Genomic DNA, 15,604 nt, shown 5'->3' with positions numbered 1-15,604 from the left:
CCTGCGCGAGGCGGCTTCGCTCAGGTGCGCTCGTCCCGCAGCGCGCGGACGACCAGCGCCGAGGCCGAGGTGCGATTCTCGACGCCGAGCTTGGCGTAGATCTGCTCCAGGTGCTTGGTGACGGTGCGGGGGCTCAGGGACAGGATCGCGCCGATGTCGCGGCTGGCCTTGCCGCGGGAGACCCAGAGCAGCACCTCGGCCTCGCGCTGCGTCAGGCCGAGCGAGCGGCGCAGGCGCCCGATCTCGTCGCCGGCGTCGAGGTCGAGGCGCAGCAGCACCTCGTCGCCGCCGACGCGGCCGATGCGGCTGATCTGGAGGCGCCGCCCGTCGCCGCCGGGCAGGGTGAGCGGCTCTGCGGCACCGCTGCGCAGCCACGCCGACGCCGCGGCCGGCAGCCTCGGGTCGCCGCCGTCGGCGTCGAGGCCGCGCAGCAGCCGCGCCGCCTGGGGCGTGCACCAGCGGATCGCCCCGACGGCGTCGACCGCGAACAGGAAGCGCCCGGCGCTGTCGAGCGCGAGGCGCGCGCTCTGGGAGGCCCGCGCATTCGCCAGGTGGACGCGAATCCGGGCCAGGATCTCGCCCGCGGAGATCGGCTTGGTGACGTAGTCGACGCCGCCCGCCCCCAGGCCGCGCACGACGTGCTCGGTCTCCGATAGGCCGGTCATGAAGATCACCGGCACGTGGGCGAGGCCCGCATCGGCCTTGAGGCGGCGGCAGGTCTCGAACCCGTCGAGGCCCGGCATCACCGCGTCGAGCAGGATGACGTCCGGGGTGATCTCCCGCACCACCGCCAGCGCGGCGCTGCCCGACACCGCGACCAGCACGGTGGCGCCCGTCGCCTCGATGGCCGCGGTGAGGAAGCTCAACGTCTCGGGCGAGTCGTCGACCACCAGCACGACGTCGCGGCCGGGCTCAGGCATCGCCGCGCCTCCCGTCGCCAGCGGCGTCGGGCGCGGCCGATTCCAGGACCGCCGATTCCAAGACCGCCGATTCCAAGACCGCCGATTCCAGAACCGCCATGTAGCGGGGCAGGTCGTAGGCCTGCACGAGGCCGCGCAGCTCGGCCAGGAAGGGATCGGGCATCTCCGCCTCGATCTCCGCGAGCTTCGCCTCGATGCCGCGGACATGGCCGATGCGCCCGAGCCGGATGAGCTCGGCGACCTCCTCGGGGCGCGCCCGCCGCGGCCCGGGGGCGGCGGGCGGTGCGGCGGCCGTCCAGTCGAGGCCGAGCAGGGCCTGGATGCGGGCGAGCAGGTCGCGCAGGTCGAAGGGCTTGGCGATCATCGCGTCGTGCGGTGCGTCCTCGCCCCGCACCGGGCTGATCTCGTGGGCGTTGGCCGACATCATGGCGATGCGGGCGGGACCGTGGCCGGCGGCGCGCAGGCGCCGGGCGAGCTCCCAGCCGGTCATGCCCGGCATCGCGATGTCGAGGAGGAAGAGGTCCGGCCGGCACTCCGCCGCCAGCTCGAGGCAGGTCGGCCCGTCGGCGGCCGAGAGCAGGGTGAAGCCCAAGGGGCTGAGGATCTCACGCATCAGCTCGCGGTGGGCCGGGTCGTCGTCGACGACGAAGATCGTGCGCCGGCGCCCGGCATAGCCGGTGACCGGCGCCTCGACCGGGGCGGCGCGGACGGGCTCGGGCAGCGACGACAGCATCAGCCGCAGGCGGAAGGTGCTGCCGCGCCCGAGCTCGCTCGCGACCGCGATCTCGCCGCCCATCACCTGGGCCAGCAGATGCGCGATGGTGAGCCCGAGCCCGGTGCCGGGGGTGGCGGCCGCCGCCGGCAGCGAGCCGCGCACGAACGGCTCGAAGATCCGCTGGCGGTCGGCCTCCGGGATGCCGGTGCCGGTATCGGTCACGGCGAACTCGGCGATCTGGCTGCGATAGGCGAGCGTCAGCCCGACCTCGCCCTTCGCGGTGAACTTGATCGCGTTCGAGATCAGGTTGAGCAGGATCTGGCGCAGGCGCTTCTCGTCGGTGGCGACGAGGGCGGGCAGGACCTTCGGCCGCGCGAAGCGGAAGGCGAGGCCGGCGGCCTCGGCTTGCGGCCGGCACATGTCGACGATCTGGTCGAGGAATTCGGGCAGCCGCACCTCGTCGCGGTGGAGCTGGAGCCGGCCCGCCTCCATGCGCGAGATGTCGAGGAGCCCGTCGATCAGCCCCGAGAGGTGCTCGGCGCTGCGGCGGATCACCCGGAGACCCGCCTGACGGTGGGGCGGGATGGCGGAATCGGCCTCCAGGAGCTGGGCGTAGCCGAGCACGGCGTTGAGCGGCGTGCGCAGCTCGTGGCTCAGGCCCGTCACGTAGCGGCTCTTGGCGAGGTTGGCCGCCTCGGCCGCCTCCTTGGCCTTCTGGAGCTTGGCGTCGGTGAGCTTGTGGGCGGCGATCTCGGCGCGGTGGAGCGCGGTCTGGCGGACGCTTTCCTCCTGCGCGACGCGGCGGCTCTCCTGCGCCAGCACGAACAGCCAGGCCACCACTCCGAAGATCACCGCCATGACGAAGAACACCGCCTGGAGCGCCTGGGCCAGCACGGCGCGGTGCTCCGCGGGGCGGTGGGCGGCCTCGGCGTAGATGGCGCCGAGGATCAGCCCGGCGGTGCAGCAGAGCGCCAGCATCACCCCGGCGTAGCGCCCGAGCCGGGTCTCGACGAGGGCGGCGGCCCGGGCCGGCAGCAGCCGCTCGGCGACGCGGCGCGCCTGGGACCCGAGCCGCGCATGCGGCTTGCACAGGTCGCCGCAGCGGGCATCGAGCGAGCAGCACAGCGAGCAGATCGGCACCCCGTAGGCGGGGCAGTGGGCCATGTCCTCGTGCTCGAAGCCGTGCTCGCACACCCCGCAGGTGATCTCGGGCCGCAGGCGCCAGTGCCGCCGCGGCCGGCGCGCGAGGTAGTAGCGTCCGTCCGTCGCCCAGGCGATGGCGGGCGCGGCCGCGAACGCCGTGGCGAGCGCGATGAAGGCCGCGAAGGCCTGCGCGACGTCCCCGAACAGGCCCGCATGCGCCAGGCCCGCGACGAGGCAGGCCAACGCCATCGCGCCGGTGCCGACGGGGTTCACGTCGTAGAGGTGGGCGCGCTTGAACTCGATGCCCGGCGGCGACAGCCCGAGCGGCTTGTTGACCGCGAGGTCGGCGACGAGCGCCCCGATCCAGGCCGCCGCCACGAGGGCGTAGACGCCGAGCGTCCGCTCCAGGGTCTTGTAGACGCCGAGCTCCATCAGCAGGAGCGCGATGGCGACGTTGAACACGAGCCAGATCACGCGGCCGGGATGGCTGTGGGTCAGGCGCGAGAAGAAGTTCGACCACGCGATCGAGCCGGCATAGGCGTTGGTCACGTTGATCTTGAGCTGCGAGAGCACGACGAACAGGGTCGTGAGCGCGACCGCGAGGCCTGGCGCCGACACGACGTAGCCGAAGGCGACCGCGTACATCTGCGTCGGCTCGCTCGCCCGCTCCGGCGCGACGCCGTGGGCGAGCGCCAGCACCGCGAGGAACGAGCCGAGCAGGATCTTGAGGGTCCCCGGCACGATCCAGCCCGCCCCCGCCCCCAGCACCGCGGCCCACCAGCGCCCGCGCCGGCCCGGTTCCGGCGGCGGCACGAAGCGCAGGAAATCCACCTGCTCGCCGATCTGCGCGACGAGCGCGAACAGGATCCCGCAGGCCGAGCCGTAGAGGAGGAGGTCGAAGCCGCCGCCCCGCTCGCCCGAGAGGCCGGCATGCCGCATCCAGGCGTCGAGCGGCGCGTCGGCATAGGCCGCGATGCAGGCCACCGGCAGGAGGTTGAGCGCGAGCCAGACCGGCTGGGTGACGAGCTGGAACCGGCTGATCAGCGCGATGCCGTAGGTGACGAGCGGGATCACCGCGAGCGCGCTGACGAGATAGCCGATCGCGAGCGGCAGCCCGAAGCCGAGCTCGAGGGCGAGCGCCAGGATGGCGGCCTCGATGGCGAAGAACAGGTAGGTGAAGCTCGCGTAGATGAGCGAGGTGATGGTCGAGCCGATATAGCCGAAGCCCGCGCCCCGGGTGAGCAGGTCGACGTCGAGCCCGTGGCGGGCGGCGTAGGCGCTCACCGGCACGCCGGTGAGGAAGATCACCAGCCCGACGGTGAGCACGGCCCACAGCGTGTTGGTGAAGCCGCTCGACAGGATCAGGGTGCCGCCGATCGCCTCCAGCGCCAGGAAGGCGACCGAGCCGAGCGCCGTCTGGGCGACCCGCCAGCCCGACCAGCGCCGGGCGCGCTTCGCCGTGAAGCGCAGCGCGAAGTCCTCCAGGGTCTCGTTCGCGACCCACTGGTTGTATTCGCGGCGGACCGGGATGATGCGCTGTCGTCCGGGCATGGGCCTCCGTGTCGCGCCCGCTGCGGTGCAGTATCCGGCCCCGGCCCGGCATCCGAGAATACCGTCCTGGCGGGATGCCGCCTCGCGCTCCCCTGTCGCGCGACCCACGGGAGCGCATGATCCTGTCCGGCTTCCGCCCGGCGCGGAATACGTAAAAACGCGTATATGCTGCGGCGCAATACGCCACCTAGCCTGAGATCCGGATGCGGCGGGACCGGCCCTTGAGAGGGCGCCCGGGCGGGACGACAGGAGAGGGCGATGGCGGAGAACGAGGACGGGCTCGAATCGGCGTTGCGGCGCCGGCTGCTGATGGGGCTCGCGGCGGTGCCGGCCGCCTCGCTCCTGCCGCGGCTCGCGCAGGCCGCAGGACCGCCGACCGCGTCCGTCAACACCACCGGCCTCGCGGTGACCGACACCGAGGTGACCGTCGGCATCCTGCACTCCGTCACCGGCACGATGGCGATCTCCGAGACCGGGGCGCAGCAGGCGGAAAAACTCGCGATCGAGGAGATCAACCAGGCCGGCGGCGTGCTCGGCCGCAAGATCAAGGTGATCCAGGAGGACGGCGCCTCCGACTGGCCGACCTTCGCCGAGAAGGCGAAGAAGCTGCTCGTCAACGACAAGTGCGCGGCCGTGATGGGCTGCTGGACCTCGGCCTCGCGCAAGGCGGTGCTGCCGGTGTTCGAGCAGTACAACGGCATGCTGTACTACCCGACCTTCTACGAGGGCCTGGAGCAGTCGAAGAACGTCATCTATACCGGCCAGGAGGCGACGCAGCAGATCCTCGCCAGCCTCGACTGGGTCGCCAAGGAGAAGGACGCCAAGAGCTTCTTCTTCATCGGCTCGGACTACATCTGGCCGCGCACCTCGAACAAGATCGCCCGCAAGCACGTCGAGAACGTGCTGAAGGGCAAGGTCGTCGGCGAGGAATACTTCCCGCTCGGCCACACCCAGTTCAACTCGGTGATCAACAAGATCAAGCTGACGAAGCCGAACGTGATCTTCACCGACGTGGTCGGCGGCTCGAACGTGGCGTTCTACAAGCAGCTCAAGGCGGCCGGCATCGATCTGTCGAAGCAGGTGCTGATGACGATCTCGGTCACCGAGGACGAGATCGACGGGATCGGCGGCGAGAACATCGCCGGCGCCTATGCCTGCATGAAGTACTTCCAGTCGCTGAAGAACCCGAACAACGAGAAGTTCGTCGCCGCCTTCAAGAAGATGTGGGGCGAGAAGACGGTGATCGGCGACGTGACGCAGGCCGCCTATCTCGGGCCCTACCTGTGGAAGCTCACCGTCGAGAAGGCCGGCTCGTTCGACGTCGACAAGGTCGCGGCGGCCTCGAGCGGCATCGAGTTCAAGGGCGCGCCGGAGGGCTACGTGCGCATCCACCCCAACCACCATCTCTGGTCGAAGACCCGGGTCGGCAAGGCGCTGCCGAACGGCCAGTTCGAGGTGGTCTACGAGAGCCCCGACCTGATCGAGCCGAACCCGTTCCCGAAGGGGTACCAGTAGCGCAATCCCGAACCCTCCCCCCTCTGCGGCACGGCTGTCCGGGAAAGGAAGAGGCGCGGGTTCTCTCCTCTCCCCGCGGGCGGGGAGAGGAGAGAACCCGAGCTCGTCCATTTCCCCGACAGCCCTGTCTCTGCGGGAAGGGTTCGGGAGTCTCATGTGCAAAAGACATTCCAAGATTATGCCGGAGCCCGTCCATGTTCGGTGACTACTCGCTCGGCGACCTCGGCGCGATCTTCGCCATGCAGGGCTTCGCCGGCCTGATCCTGTTCTCGGTCTACGTGCTGATGGCGCTGGGTCTCGCGATCATCTTCGGGCAGATGGGCGTCATCAACATGGCGCACGGCGAGTTCATGATTCTCGGCGCCTACGTCACCTATCTCTGCTCGGGTTTCTTCCAGGCCCACCTGCCGGGGCTGTTTTCGGCGTACTTCTTCGTCGCGATGGCGCTGGCCTTCGTGGCCGCGGGCCTGCTCGGGATGCTGGTCGAGTGGGCGCTGATCCGCCACCTCTACAAGCGGCCGCTCGACACGCTGCTCGCCACCTGGGGCCTGTCGCTGATCCTCCAGCAGGCCTACCGCTCGATCTTCGGCGCCCGCGAGGTCGGCGTCGAGTTGCCGTCCTGGATGATGGGCTCGGTGCAGGCGACCGACACGATCGAGATCCCGATCAACGGCCTGTTCGTGATGGCGATCACCGTGCTCATCACGCTGGCGGTCGCGGGCCTTCTGTTCGCGTCGGCCTACGGCAAGCAGGTCCGGGCGGTGATGCAGAACCGGGTGATGGCCGGCGCCGTCGGCATCGACACCGGCCGGGTCGACCGCCTCACCTTCGGCCTCGGCTGCGGCATCGCCGGCATCGCCGGCTCGGCCTTCACGATGATCGGCTCGACCGGGCCGACCTCGGGCCAGCTCTACATCGTCGACACCTTCCTGATCGTGGTCTTCGGCGGCGCCGCGAGTTTGCTCGGCACCATCGCGTCGGCCTTCTCGATCTCGCAGACCCAGTCGACGCTCGAATTCTTCCTCTCCGGCTCGACCGCGAAGGTCATCACCCTGCTCGCCGTCGTGGGAATCCTGATGCTGCGGCCCCAGGGCCTCTTCACCCTCAAGGTCCGGCGCTGAGGAGCGACGCCATGAAACTCCCGACCGTCAACGACAACCCGTTCATGAAGCCGGTGGAGTGGATGGCGCTCGCGCTCCTCTGCGGCCTGATCTTCTGCGTCCTGCCGCTCGCCCTCGACGGCTTCCGGCTCAACCTGGTCGGCAAGTACCTCACCTACGCCTTCGTCGCGCTCGGCCTCGTCATCTGCTGGGGCACCTGCGGGATCCTGTCGCTCGGCCAGGGCGTGTTCTTCGGGCTCGGCGGCTACTGCATGGCGATGTACCTCAAGCTCGAGGCCTCGTCGGTCGAGAACACCAAGATCCAGTCGACCCCGGGCATCCCGGACTTCATGGACTGGAACCAGATCACGGCGCTGCCGTGGTTCTGGAAGCCGTTCCACAGCCTGCCGCTGACACTGATCGCCGTCGTGCTGGTGCCGACGCTGTTTGCCTTCGTCATCGGGGCGGCGATGTTCAAGCGCCGGGTCGGCGGCACCTACTTCGCGATCATCACCCAGGCGATCGCCGCGATCCTGACCATCCTGATCGTCGGCCAGCAGGGCTATACCGGCGGCATCAACGGCATCACGGACCTGCGCACGCTCAACGGCTGGGACATCCGCACCGACGCGGCCAAGTACGTCCTCTACTTCGTCAACGGCGGTCTCCTCGTCGCCTGCGTGCTGGTCGCGCAGTACGTCAAGCGCTCGAAGCTCGGCCGCATCCTGGTGGCGATGCGCGACAAGGAGGACCGGGTCCGCTTCTCCGGCTACGGTGTCGCGAGCTTCAAGATCTTCGCCTTCTGCCTCGCCGCCGCCTTCGCGGCGATCGGGGGGGCGATGTTCACCCTCCAGGTCGGGTTCATGTCGCCGTCCTTCGTCGGCATCGTGCCGTCGATCGAGATGGTGATCTACGCCGCGGTCGGCGGACGGATGTCGCTGTTCGGCGCGATCTACGGCACGCTGCTCGTCAACTGGGCCAAGACCACCTTCTCGGAATCCTTCCCCGAATTGTGGCTGTTCGGCCTCGGCGCCCTGTTCATCGCGGTCGTGCTCGCCTTCCCCAACGGGCTCGCCGGCATCTGGCGCCAGCACGTCGAGCCGCGGCTGACCCGCCGCCTGAAAGCCGCCCCCGCCGCCCTGCCCCAGGGCGCCCCCGCCGAGTGAGGATTTCGATGAACGCAGCCATCCTCCCCGGCGCGACCGCCGGCGACAAGGACTTCCTCCTCGCGGTCGAGGCGCTCACCGTCTCGTTCGACGGGTTCAAGGCGGTCAACGACGTGTCGTTCTACGTCGATCCGGACGAGATCCGGGTCATCATCGGCCCCAACGGCGCCGGCAAGACCACGGTGCTCGACCTGATCTGCGGCCGCACCCGGGCGACCTCCGGCTCGATCAAGTACAAGGGCACGGAGCTGACCAAGCTCTCGGAGAGCGCGATCGTCCAGGCCGGGGTCGGGCGCAAGTTCCAGACGCCCTCGATCTACGACGACCTGACGGTGTTCGAGAACCTCGAGATCTCGTTCCCGCGCGGCCGCAGCGTGCTCGGCGCCCTGACGTTCAAGCGCGACGCCGAGGTGCGCGACCGCATCGCCGAGATCGCCGAGATGATCTTCCTGAAGGATCAGCTGACCAAGCGGGCGGAGTTCCTCAGCCACGGCCAGAAGCAGTGGCTCGAGATCGGCATGCTGCTGATCCAGGATCCCGAACTCTTGATGCTCGACGAGCCGGTGGCCGGGATGAGCGTCGCCGAGCGCAAGAAGACCGCCGAGCTCCTGCACCAGATCATCAAGGGCCGCTCGGTGCTGGTGATCGAGCACGACATGAAGTTTGTCGAGGACATCGCCCACCGGGTCACGGTGCTGCACCAGGGCAAGGTCCTGTCCGAGGGCTCGATGGAGCGCGTCAAGAACGACCCGAAGGTGGTCGAAGTCTATCTCGGGCATTGAGGGGAGGCACAAGCCATGCTCCAGACCGTTCCCGCCTCAGGCATCGTCGCGGCGCCGGGCGCCACCCCGATGCTCACCGTGACCGACCTCCACGCGGCCTACGGACAGAGCGAGGTGCTGCACGGCATCGACCTCACCGTCTCACCCGGCGAGATCGTCGCCGTGATGGGCCGCAACGGCATGGGCAAGTCGACCCTGATGCGGACCCTGATGGGCATCCTGCCGGCGAAGAGCGGCAACATCCGGGTCGACGGCCGGGACGTGACCGGCTTGAAGAGCCACCAGCGCGTCGCCCGGGGCCTCGCCTACGTGCCGCAGGGGCGGATGATCTTCTCGGCCATGACGGTGCAGGAGAACATCGAGACCGGGCTCACCGTCACCGGCGAATCCAGGGTGCCGGCCGACCTCTACGCGATGTTCCCGGTGCTGCTCGAGATGAAGGGGCGGCGCGGCGGCAACCTGTCGGGCGGCCAGCAGCAGCAGCTCGCCATCGCCCGGGCGCTGGCGAGCCGCCCGAAGGTGCTGCTCCTCGACGAGCCGACCGAGGGCATCCAGCCCTCGATCATCCGCGAGATGGGCCGGACGCTGAAGAAGATCCGCGACGAGCGCGGGCTGTCGATCGTCGTCTCCGAGCAGGTGCTCAGCTTCGCCCTCGACATCGCCGACCGGGTGCTGGTGATCGAGAACGGCACGATCGTCCACGAGGAGGCCCGCGCCGACATCGATGAGGCGAAGGTCGCCCGCTACCTGTCGGTCTGACCCGAGAATACCGCGAGGACGCGCCACGCCCTCGCCCGACGATCCCGGCCGCGAGCCGGGAGATCCCCAGTCCAGGGAAAGGGAAACGCATGCCCGAGACGTTGATCAAGGTCGACCTGACGCAGTCGGCCTACGAGAACGACATGGTGCACAATCGCTGGCACCCGGACATCCCGATGGTGGCCTACGTCAAGCCGGGCCAGGACTTCATCGTCGAGACCTACGACTGGACCGGCGGGTTCATCAAGAACAACGATTCGGCCGACGACGTGCGCGACATCGACCTGTCGATCGTGCACTTCCTGTCCGGCCCGATCGGCGTCGAGGGCGCCGAGCCCGGCGACCTCCTGGTCGTCGACCTCCTCGACATCGGCGCCAAGCCCGAGTCGCAATGGGGCTTCAACGGCTTCTTCTCGAAGCAGAACGGCGGCGGCTTCCTCACCGACCACTTCCCGCTGGCCCAGAAGTCGATCTGGGACTTCGAGGGGATGTTCACGAAGTCGCGCCACGTGCCCGGCGTGCGCTTCCCCGGCCTGATCCATCCCGGCCTGATCGGCTGCCTGCCCGACCCGAAGCTGCTCGCGACCTGGAACGAGCGCGAGACCGCGCTCATCGCCACCAACCCGACCCGGGTGCCGGGGCTCGCCAACCCCCCCTTCGGCCCGACCGCCCATATGGGCCGGCTCGCCGGCGAGGCGAAGGACAAGGCGGCGGCGGAAGGCGCCCGCACCGTGCCGCCGCGCGAGCACGGCGGCAATTGCGACATCAAGGACCTGTCGCGCGGCTCGAAGATCTACTTCCCGGTCTACGTCCCGGGCGCCGGCCTCTCGATGGGCGACCTGCATTTCAGCCAGGGCGACGGCGAGATCACCTTCTGCGGCGCGATCGAGATGGCCGGCTGGGTCCACCTCAAGGTCGAGGTCATCAAGGACGGCATGGCGAAGTACGGGATCAAGAACCCGATCTTCAAGCCGTCGCCGATCGTCCCGCGCTTCGACGACCATCTCATCTTCGAGGGCATCTCGGTCGACGAGAGCGGCGGCCAGCACTACCTCGACGTGACGGTCGCCTACCGCCAGGCCTGCCTCAACGCGATCGAGTACCTGAAGAAGTTCGGCTATTCCGGCGCCCAGGCCTACTCGATCCTCGGCACCGCGCCGGTGCAGGGCCACATCTCGGGCGTCGTCGACGTGCCGAACGCCTGCGCGACCCTGTGGCTGCCGACCGGCATCTTCGACTTCGACATCAACCCGAGCGCGAGCGGCCCGACGAAGTTCCTCGACGGCTCGGTCCAGATGCCGATCTCGCCGGACAAGTAGCATGCCGGTCTACGACTATTCCTGCGAGGCCTGCGGCCCGTTCACGGTGCTGCGCCCGATGGCGCAGTTCCGCGACCCCCACGACTGCCCGGATTGCGGCGGGCCTTGCGAGCGCGCCTTCCTCACCGCGCCGCGCCTGTCGGGCATGGATGCGGGGGTGAAAGCCGCCCACGCCACCAACGAGCAGAGCCGCTACGCGCCCAAGCGCAGCCACGGCGCCGGCTGCGGCTGCTGCGCGCCGAAGAAGGCCGCGGCGGCGCCTGCCGCCGCCAAGGGCTTCCCGGCCGCGCGGCCGTGGATGATCAGCCACTGACGAGACATCGCTCCCTCGCTCCGGCCGGCCGGAGCGAGGGGTTCCTTGAGCGAGGGAGGAGAGGCCATGCATCACGGCGACATTTCCAGCAGCCACGACAGCGTCGGCGTCGCCGTCGTCAACTACACGATGCCGCGCCTGCACACCAAGGCCGAGGTCATCGCCAACTGCCGCAAGATCGCCGACATGGTGGTCGGCATGAAGTCCGGCCTGCCGGGCATGGACCTCGTGGTCTTTCCCGAATACTCGACGCACGGCATCATGTACGACGCCGCGGAGATGTACGACACCGCCTCGACCATCCCCGGCGAGGAGACCGCGATCTTCGCCGAAGCCTGCCGCAAGGCGAAGGTGTGGGGCGTGTTCTCGCTCACCGGCGAGCGCCACGAGGAGCATCCGCACAAGGCGCCCTACAACACCCTGATCCTGATGAACGATCAGGGCGAGATCGTGCAGAAGTACCGCAAGATCATGCCCTGGGTGCCGATCGAGGGCTGGTATCCGGGCGACTGCACCTACGTCTCCGACGGGCCGAAGGGGCTCAAGATCAGCCTGATCATCTGCGACGACGGCAACTACCCGGAGATCTGGCGCGACTGCGCGATGCGCGGCGCCGAGCTCATCATCCGCTGCCAGGGCTACATGTATCCGGCCAAGGAGCAGCAGATCCTGATGTCGAAGGCGATGGCGTTTGCCAACAACGTCTACGTGGCGGTGGCGAACGCCGCCGGCTTCGACGGGGTCTATACCTATTTCGGCCACTCGGCGCTGATCGGCTTCGACGGCCGCACGCTCGGCGAGTGCGGCGAGGAGGCGATGGGCATCCAGTATGCAGCGCTCTCGAAATTCCTGATCCGCGACGCGCGCCAGCACTGGCAGTCCGAGAATCACCTCTTCAAGCTGCTCCACCGCGGCTATACCGGCATGATCAACTCGCGCGAGAACCGGCACGGCCTGTCGGCCTGCCCGTATGACTTCTACCGCCGCTGGATCGAGGATCCCGACGCGACCCGCGACGCGGTGCGCGGCATCACCCGCGCGAGCGTCGGCACGCCCGAATGCCCTATCGACGGCATCCCGATCGTAGGCGAGGGCGAGGCGGCGCCTCGTTAGGGCATGGTCGCACGTCGCGGACCGGACCGGGACCGATCTCGGCCGGCTGCACGCGCCGTTCGGCCCGCGCGCCTGCCTCGTCGCGCGCGACGACCAAGCCGGCCTGTGCGAGAGCGCCGCCCGAGAAGGCACGAGCCGCACGGATCGGCGACGGGCCAGGCCGGACGGGTTCGCGCGAAGGGAAGTTCCCGACCGCCACCGCCCCGCCGGTTCAGCCCGATCCGTACCGCGCCGGACCCTCGCGCCCGCGCAGGCGTCGCCGCAGGGCGGCCGGACCATGGAGCCGGACATCGACGATGCGCTCGCGCGACGACCTCGGCGGGCGAGCCGAACCCACGCTTCCGCCGTCGCGGCCCGCCTCGCAGCGATGTGCGGCGAGCGCCCGGACCGCAATGCGGCTCGGCGAGTTCCTGGATGCCGGGAGTGGATGAGAATGCCGAGTGGCTGGGGGACGTGGATTCGAACCACGACTAACGGAGTCAGAGTCCGCTGTTCTACCGTTAAACTATCCCCCAACGAGGCCCGTCGCGCTGTGGAGCAGAGGAGCGATCCGTCTGTCCGGGGTGGCGCGTCACCGCCTCGGGTGCGGTGCTGATAGGCCGGTTCGCCGGACCGGTCAAGGCATTCTTGCGGGGCGAGGGGCATTCTTGCGGGACGCGCGAGGGCGGGCAGCCGGACGGCCGGCGCCGGGGCGAATCGAGCCCGGCCGGCCCGGTGCCCGAAAGGTTTCGGCGGGGCGACGGCCGGCCGTGCCGGTCTCGCTGTCAGGACGCGAAGGCTGAGGCGGCGACGGGGGCGGTGCAACGGGCCGGGCGTGCACCGCGTGACCAACGTCGCGGCGGCCGCTGGCCGCATGAAGACCGATCGGGAGGCGCCTGCGCCCGCCCGCGATACACAAGTTTTCCTTCGCGCCGATACGGTTTCACTTGATGAAGGCGTACTTCGCCCGATATGCCTGGACGACTCGGAGCGAACCGGGTTGCTCAGATCGGGATGGAACCTCGTGTCGGACGTCAACCTGGAGCAGCAGTCTGAGTTCGTCGGCCTCGCGGCCGACATCGTCTCGTCTTATGTCGCGAACAACAACATCCAGGTCGCCGAGCTGCCGGGATTGATCGCGTCGGTGCATGCGTCGCTGTCGGCGCTGGGCCAGCCGGCGGCGCCGGCGGTCGAGGAGAGCCGGGCGACCCCGGCGCAGATCCGCAAGTCGGTCACGCCCGACCACCTGATCAGCTTCCTCGACGGCAAGCCCTATCGCTCGCTGAAGCGCCACCTCACCTCGCAGGGCCTGACGCCCGCCGATTACCGCCAGAAGTTCGGCCTGCCGCACGATTACCCGATGGTCGCGGCGAGCTACGCCGCCCAGCGTTCGGCGCTGGCCAAGAGCCTCGGCCTCGGGCAGCGCCGGCGCGACGCCGCGGCGGCCCAGGCCGCCGAGGCGCAGGCGGCGGAAGCGGAGCCGGCGCCCGCGGCGCCGGAGGCTGCGGCCGAGAAGCCCGCCCCGCGCCGTCGCCCGCGCAAAGCCGCGGCCGAGTAGGATGGGTCTGGCCAATCCCTGGCGGCAGGCCCGCGGACGCCGTTTGCCGTCGCGCGAGCGGGCGCTCCTGCTCCTGACGGCCGCGGCCATCGTGACCGTGGGCGTCGCGCTGGCCGGCGGCGACTGGCTGGGGCGTTGGCCCGGATGAGGCGCAGACCCTGCGTGGCGCGCCTCGCGCCCGCCCTCGCGATGTCCGCTTGCGTGATGTCGGCCGCCTTGACGATCGCGATACCGGCCGGGGCGGCAGCGCCCCGGGACAGGCCGGTCTCCGCGGCGGCGGTTTTACGCGCCTGCACCGGCAAGGACATGCCGGAATACCGCAAGGGCGCCTGCCTCGACGACGCCGCCAAGGCGCTGCGGGAGCGCCTGGGGGCACTGGTGGAGCGCCGGCTCGCCGCCATCGCGGCGGTCGCCACCCGCGCGCCGAGCCCCGGCAGCCTCGCCGGGCGCGAGGATGCGGAGAACTGGCGCAAGGCCTTCCTGGCGGCGCAGGGAGCCTGGGAGGAGTATTTCCGGCGCCACTGCGACAGCCTCTACGACTTCGACTATCATGGCGGCTCGGCGGCGGGGCAGCTCGCCTCGTCGTGCAAGATCCGGCTCCTCGCGGCGCGGATCGACGAGTTGCAGGAGGCGGGACCGTGAGCCAGCCGGAGATGCACGGATGAGTGCGCCGCTCGCCTTCGAGGACGACGTCGAGGCGCGCCTGGGCGCCCTCGAGCTGATCGTGACCGCTCTCCTGCGCGAGCGGGTGGAGCGCGACCCGCACGCCCGGGAGGCGGTGCTGGCGGCGCTGCGGCGCGAGGCGGAGGTGCCGGCCCCGCCGACACCGAAGACCGAGGCGGCCCTGGCCAAGGCGGTGGCGCTGGCGGAGATCATCCTGGCGCCCTGACGGGGGCCGGTGCCGCGGAGTTTCCGCTCAGGCACCGCCGATCGGTTCGGTCACCGTGCCGGTGCCGGCGCAGTCCGGGCAGGGCCCGCCCCCGATCCGGCCGGTGCCGGCGCAACGCGGGCAGAGGTTCTCGCCGGTGCCGGGCGTCCCGGGATCCGCCTTGTCCCCCGGCTTGCGGTCTCCCGGCTCGGATGAATCGGCCATGGCGTCCCTCCGGTGAGGTGGGCGGGGGAGCCGGGCGCGAATGCCCGGCTCCGCCTCGTGCTGTCAGTAGCCGTAGCCGTACGAGACGCAGGTCCCGTAGACGTCGTCGTAATACGCGTAGGGACCGCAGCCGCCGTAGGAGGCGCCGTAGGCGCCATAGCCGTAGCCGCCGTAATAGCCGACATTGGAGAGGCCGTAGCCGAGCCCGAGACCGAGGCCGACCCCGGCGAGGCCGTAGCCGAGGCCGCGCCCGTAGCCGCCGCGATAGCCGTAGCCCCGATATCCTCCGTAGCCGCCCCGGTAGCCGCCGAACCCGACGCCGCGATACCCGCCGAAGCCGCCCCGGTAGCCACCCCCGAAGCCGACGCCGCGATAGCCGCCGCCGAGGCCCGCGCCCCGGAAGCCGCCGCCGAAGCCGCCGCCCCGGAACCCGGCCCCGCCGAAGCCGCCGCCGTGGAAGCCGCCGCCACCCCGGAAACCGCCGCCGCCGAAGCCGCCGCGGGCATCGGCCCCGGCCGTGGATAAGGCGAGGGCACCTGCGGCGAGCGCGGATGCGAGTACGAGATGCCTCATGGCAC

The 15,604-nt window shown here is 70.1% G+C and carries 15 protein-coding genes and 1 tRNA gene; 11 read left to right on the top strand and 5 right to left on the bottom strand.

What is annotated here, in order from left to right:
• Positions 1–20: 20 nt before the first annotated feature.
• Together ACS5PV_RS26655 and ACS5PV_RS26650 are read right to left on the bottom strand one after the other, a co-directional pair.
• A complete protein-coding gene (locus ACS5PV_RS26655; protein ID WP_455398350.1) occupies positions 21–920 on the bottom strand; it encodes a response regulator in 900 nt (299 codons plus the stop codon).
• Positions 913–4,329, bottom strand: a complete 3,417-nt coding sequence (locus tag ACS5PV_RS26650) for an ATP-binding protein (RefSeq protein ID WP_455398349.1) — start codon at positions 4,327–4,329, stop codon at positions 913–915. Before ACS5PV_RS26650 ends, ACS5PV_RS26655 begins: the two co-directional genes overlap by 8 nt.
• Positions 4,330–4,587: 258 nt before the next feature.
• Here ACS5PV_RS26650 and urtA point away from each other — a divergent pair, with 258 nt between their 5' ends.
• From urtA to ACS5PV_RS26610, 8 genes are all read left to right on the top strand, one after another.
• Positions 4,588–5,844 (top strand): urea ABC transporter substrate-binding protein, encoded by a 1,257-nt coding sequence (urtA, locus tag ACS5PV_RS26645; RefSeq protein WP_455398348.1) that lies wholly within the window; start codon positions 4,588–4,590, stop codon positions 5,842–5,844.
• Between the two features lie 194 nt (positions 5,845–6,038).
• Positions 6,039–6,965, top strand: a complete 927-nt coding sequence (gene urtB / locus ACS5PV_RS26640; RefSeq protein WP_455398347.1) for an urea ABC transporter permease subunit UrtB — start codon at positions 6,039–6,041, stop codon at positions 6,963–6,965.
• A gap of 11 nt (positions 6,966–6,976) precedes the next feature.
• The gene (gene urtC, locus ACS5PV_RS26635) at positions 6,977–8,110 is read left to right on the top strand and encodes an urea ABC transporter permease subunit UrtC (RefSeq protein WP_455398346.1); all 1,134 of its coding nucleotides are present in this window, start codon (positions 6,977–6,979) and stop codon (positions 8,108–8,110) included.
• Between the two features lie 8 nt (positions 8,111–8,118).
• Positions 8,119–8,892 (top strand): urea ABC transporter ATP-binding protein UrtD, encoded by a 774-nt coding sequence (gene urtD / locus ACS5PV_RS26630; RefSeq protein WP_455398345.1) that lies wholly within the window; start codon positions 8,119–8,121, stop codon positions 8,890–8,892.
• Between the two features lie 15 nt (positions 8,893–8,907).
• Positions 8,908–9,651, top strand: coding sequence for an urea ABC transporter ATP-binding subunit UrtE (gene urtE / locus ACS5PV_RS26625; protein WP_455398344.1), 744 nt, complete (start codon positions 8,908–8,910; stop codon positions 9,649–9,651).
• 89 nt (positions 9,652–9,740) lie between these two features.
• A complete protein-coding gene (fmdA, locus tag ACS5PV_RS26620; RefSeq protein WP_455398343.1) occupies positions 9,741–10,970 on the top strand; it encodes a formamidase in 1,230 nt (409 codons plus the stop codon).
• Position 10,971: 1 nt separating this feature from the next.
• A complete protein-coding gene (locus tag ACS5PV_RS26615) occupies positions 10,972–11,283 on the top strand; it encodes an FmdB family zinc ribbon protein (RefSeq protein ID WP_455398342.1) in 312 nt (103 codons plus the stop codon).
• 66 nt (positions 11,284–11,349) lie between these two features.
• Positions 11,350–12,396, top strand: coding sequence for an aliphatic amidase (locus tag ACS5PV_RS26610; protein WP_455398341.1), 1,047 nt, complete (start codon positions 11,350–11,352; stop codon positions 12,394–12,396).
• A 441-nt stretch (positions 12,397–12,837) separates the two neighbouring features.
• On the opposite strand, the gene ACS5PV_RS26605 is transcribed toward ACS5PV_RS26610, so the two are convergent.
• Positions 12,838–12,911 (bottom strand) — tRNA-Gln (locus ACS5PV_RS26605).
• A gap of 488 nt (positions 12,912–13,399) precedes the next feature.
• Between ACS5PV_RS26605 and ACS5PV_RS26600 the strand changes: the two genes are divergently transcribed.
• The 3 genes from ACS5PV_RS26600 (at position 13,400) to ACS5PV_RS26590 (ending at position 14,822) form a co-directional block, all read left to right on the top strand.
• Positions 13,400–13,933, top strand: a complete 534-nt coding sequence (locus ACS5PV_RS26600; RefSeq protein WP_455398340.1) for a MucR family transcriptional regulator — start codon at positions 13,400–13,402, stop codon at positions 13,931–13,933.
• 144 nt (positions 13,934–14,077) lie between these two features.
• Positions 14,078–14,575: a lysozyme inhibitor LprI family protein gene (locus ACS5PV_RS26595; protein WP_455398339.1), complete on the top strand. Its 498-nt coding sequence runs from the start codon at positions 14,078–14,080 to the stop codon at positions 14,573–14,575.
• 19 nt (positions 14,576–14,594) lie between these two features.
• Complete coding sequence (locus ACS5PV_RS26590) at positions 14,595–14,822, top strand: hypothetical protein (protein ID WP_455398338.1); 228 nt, start codon at positions 14,595–14,597, stop codon at positions 14,820–14,822.
• Positions 14,823–14,849: 27 nt separating this feature from the next.
• Here ACS5PV_RS26590 and ACS5PV_RS26585 read toward each other — a convergent pair whose 3' ends face one another.
• Positions 14,850–15,026 (bottom strand): hypothetical protein, encoded by a 177-nt coding sequence (locus ACS5PV_RS26585; RefSeq protein WP_455398337.1) that lies wholly within the window; start codon positions 15,024–15,026, stop codon positions 14,850–14,852.
• A gap of 63 nt (positions 15,027–15,089) precedes the next feature.
• Positions 15,090–15,599, bottom strand: a complete 510-nt coding sequence (locus tag ACS5PV_RS26580) for a hypothetical protein (protein ID WP_455398336.1) — start codon at positions 15,597–15,599, stop codon at positions 15,090–15,092.
• Between the last annotated feature and the right edge of the window lie 5 nt (positions 15,600–15,604).

The sequence above is a fragment of the Methylobacterium sp. Gmos1 genome (assembly GCF_053764715.1).
This window is presented reverse-complemented; position numbering and strand designations above follow the sequence as displayed.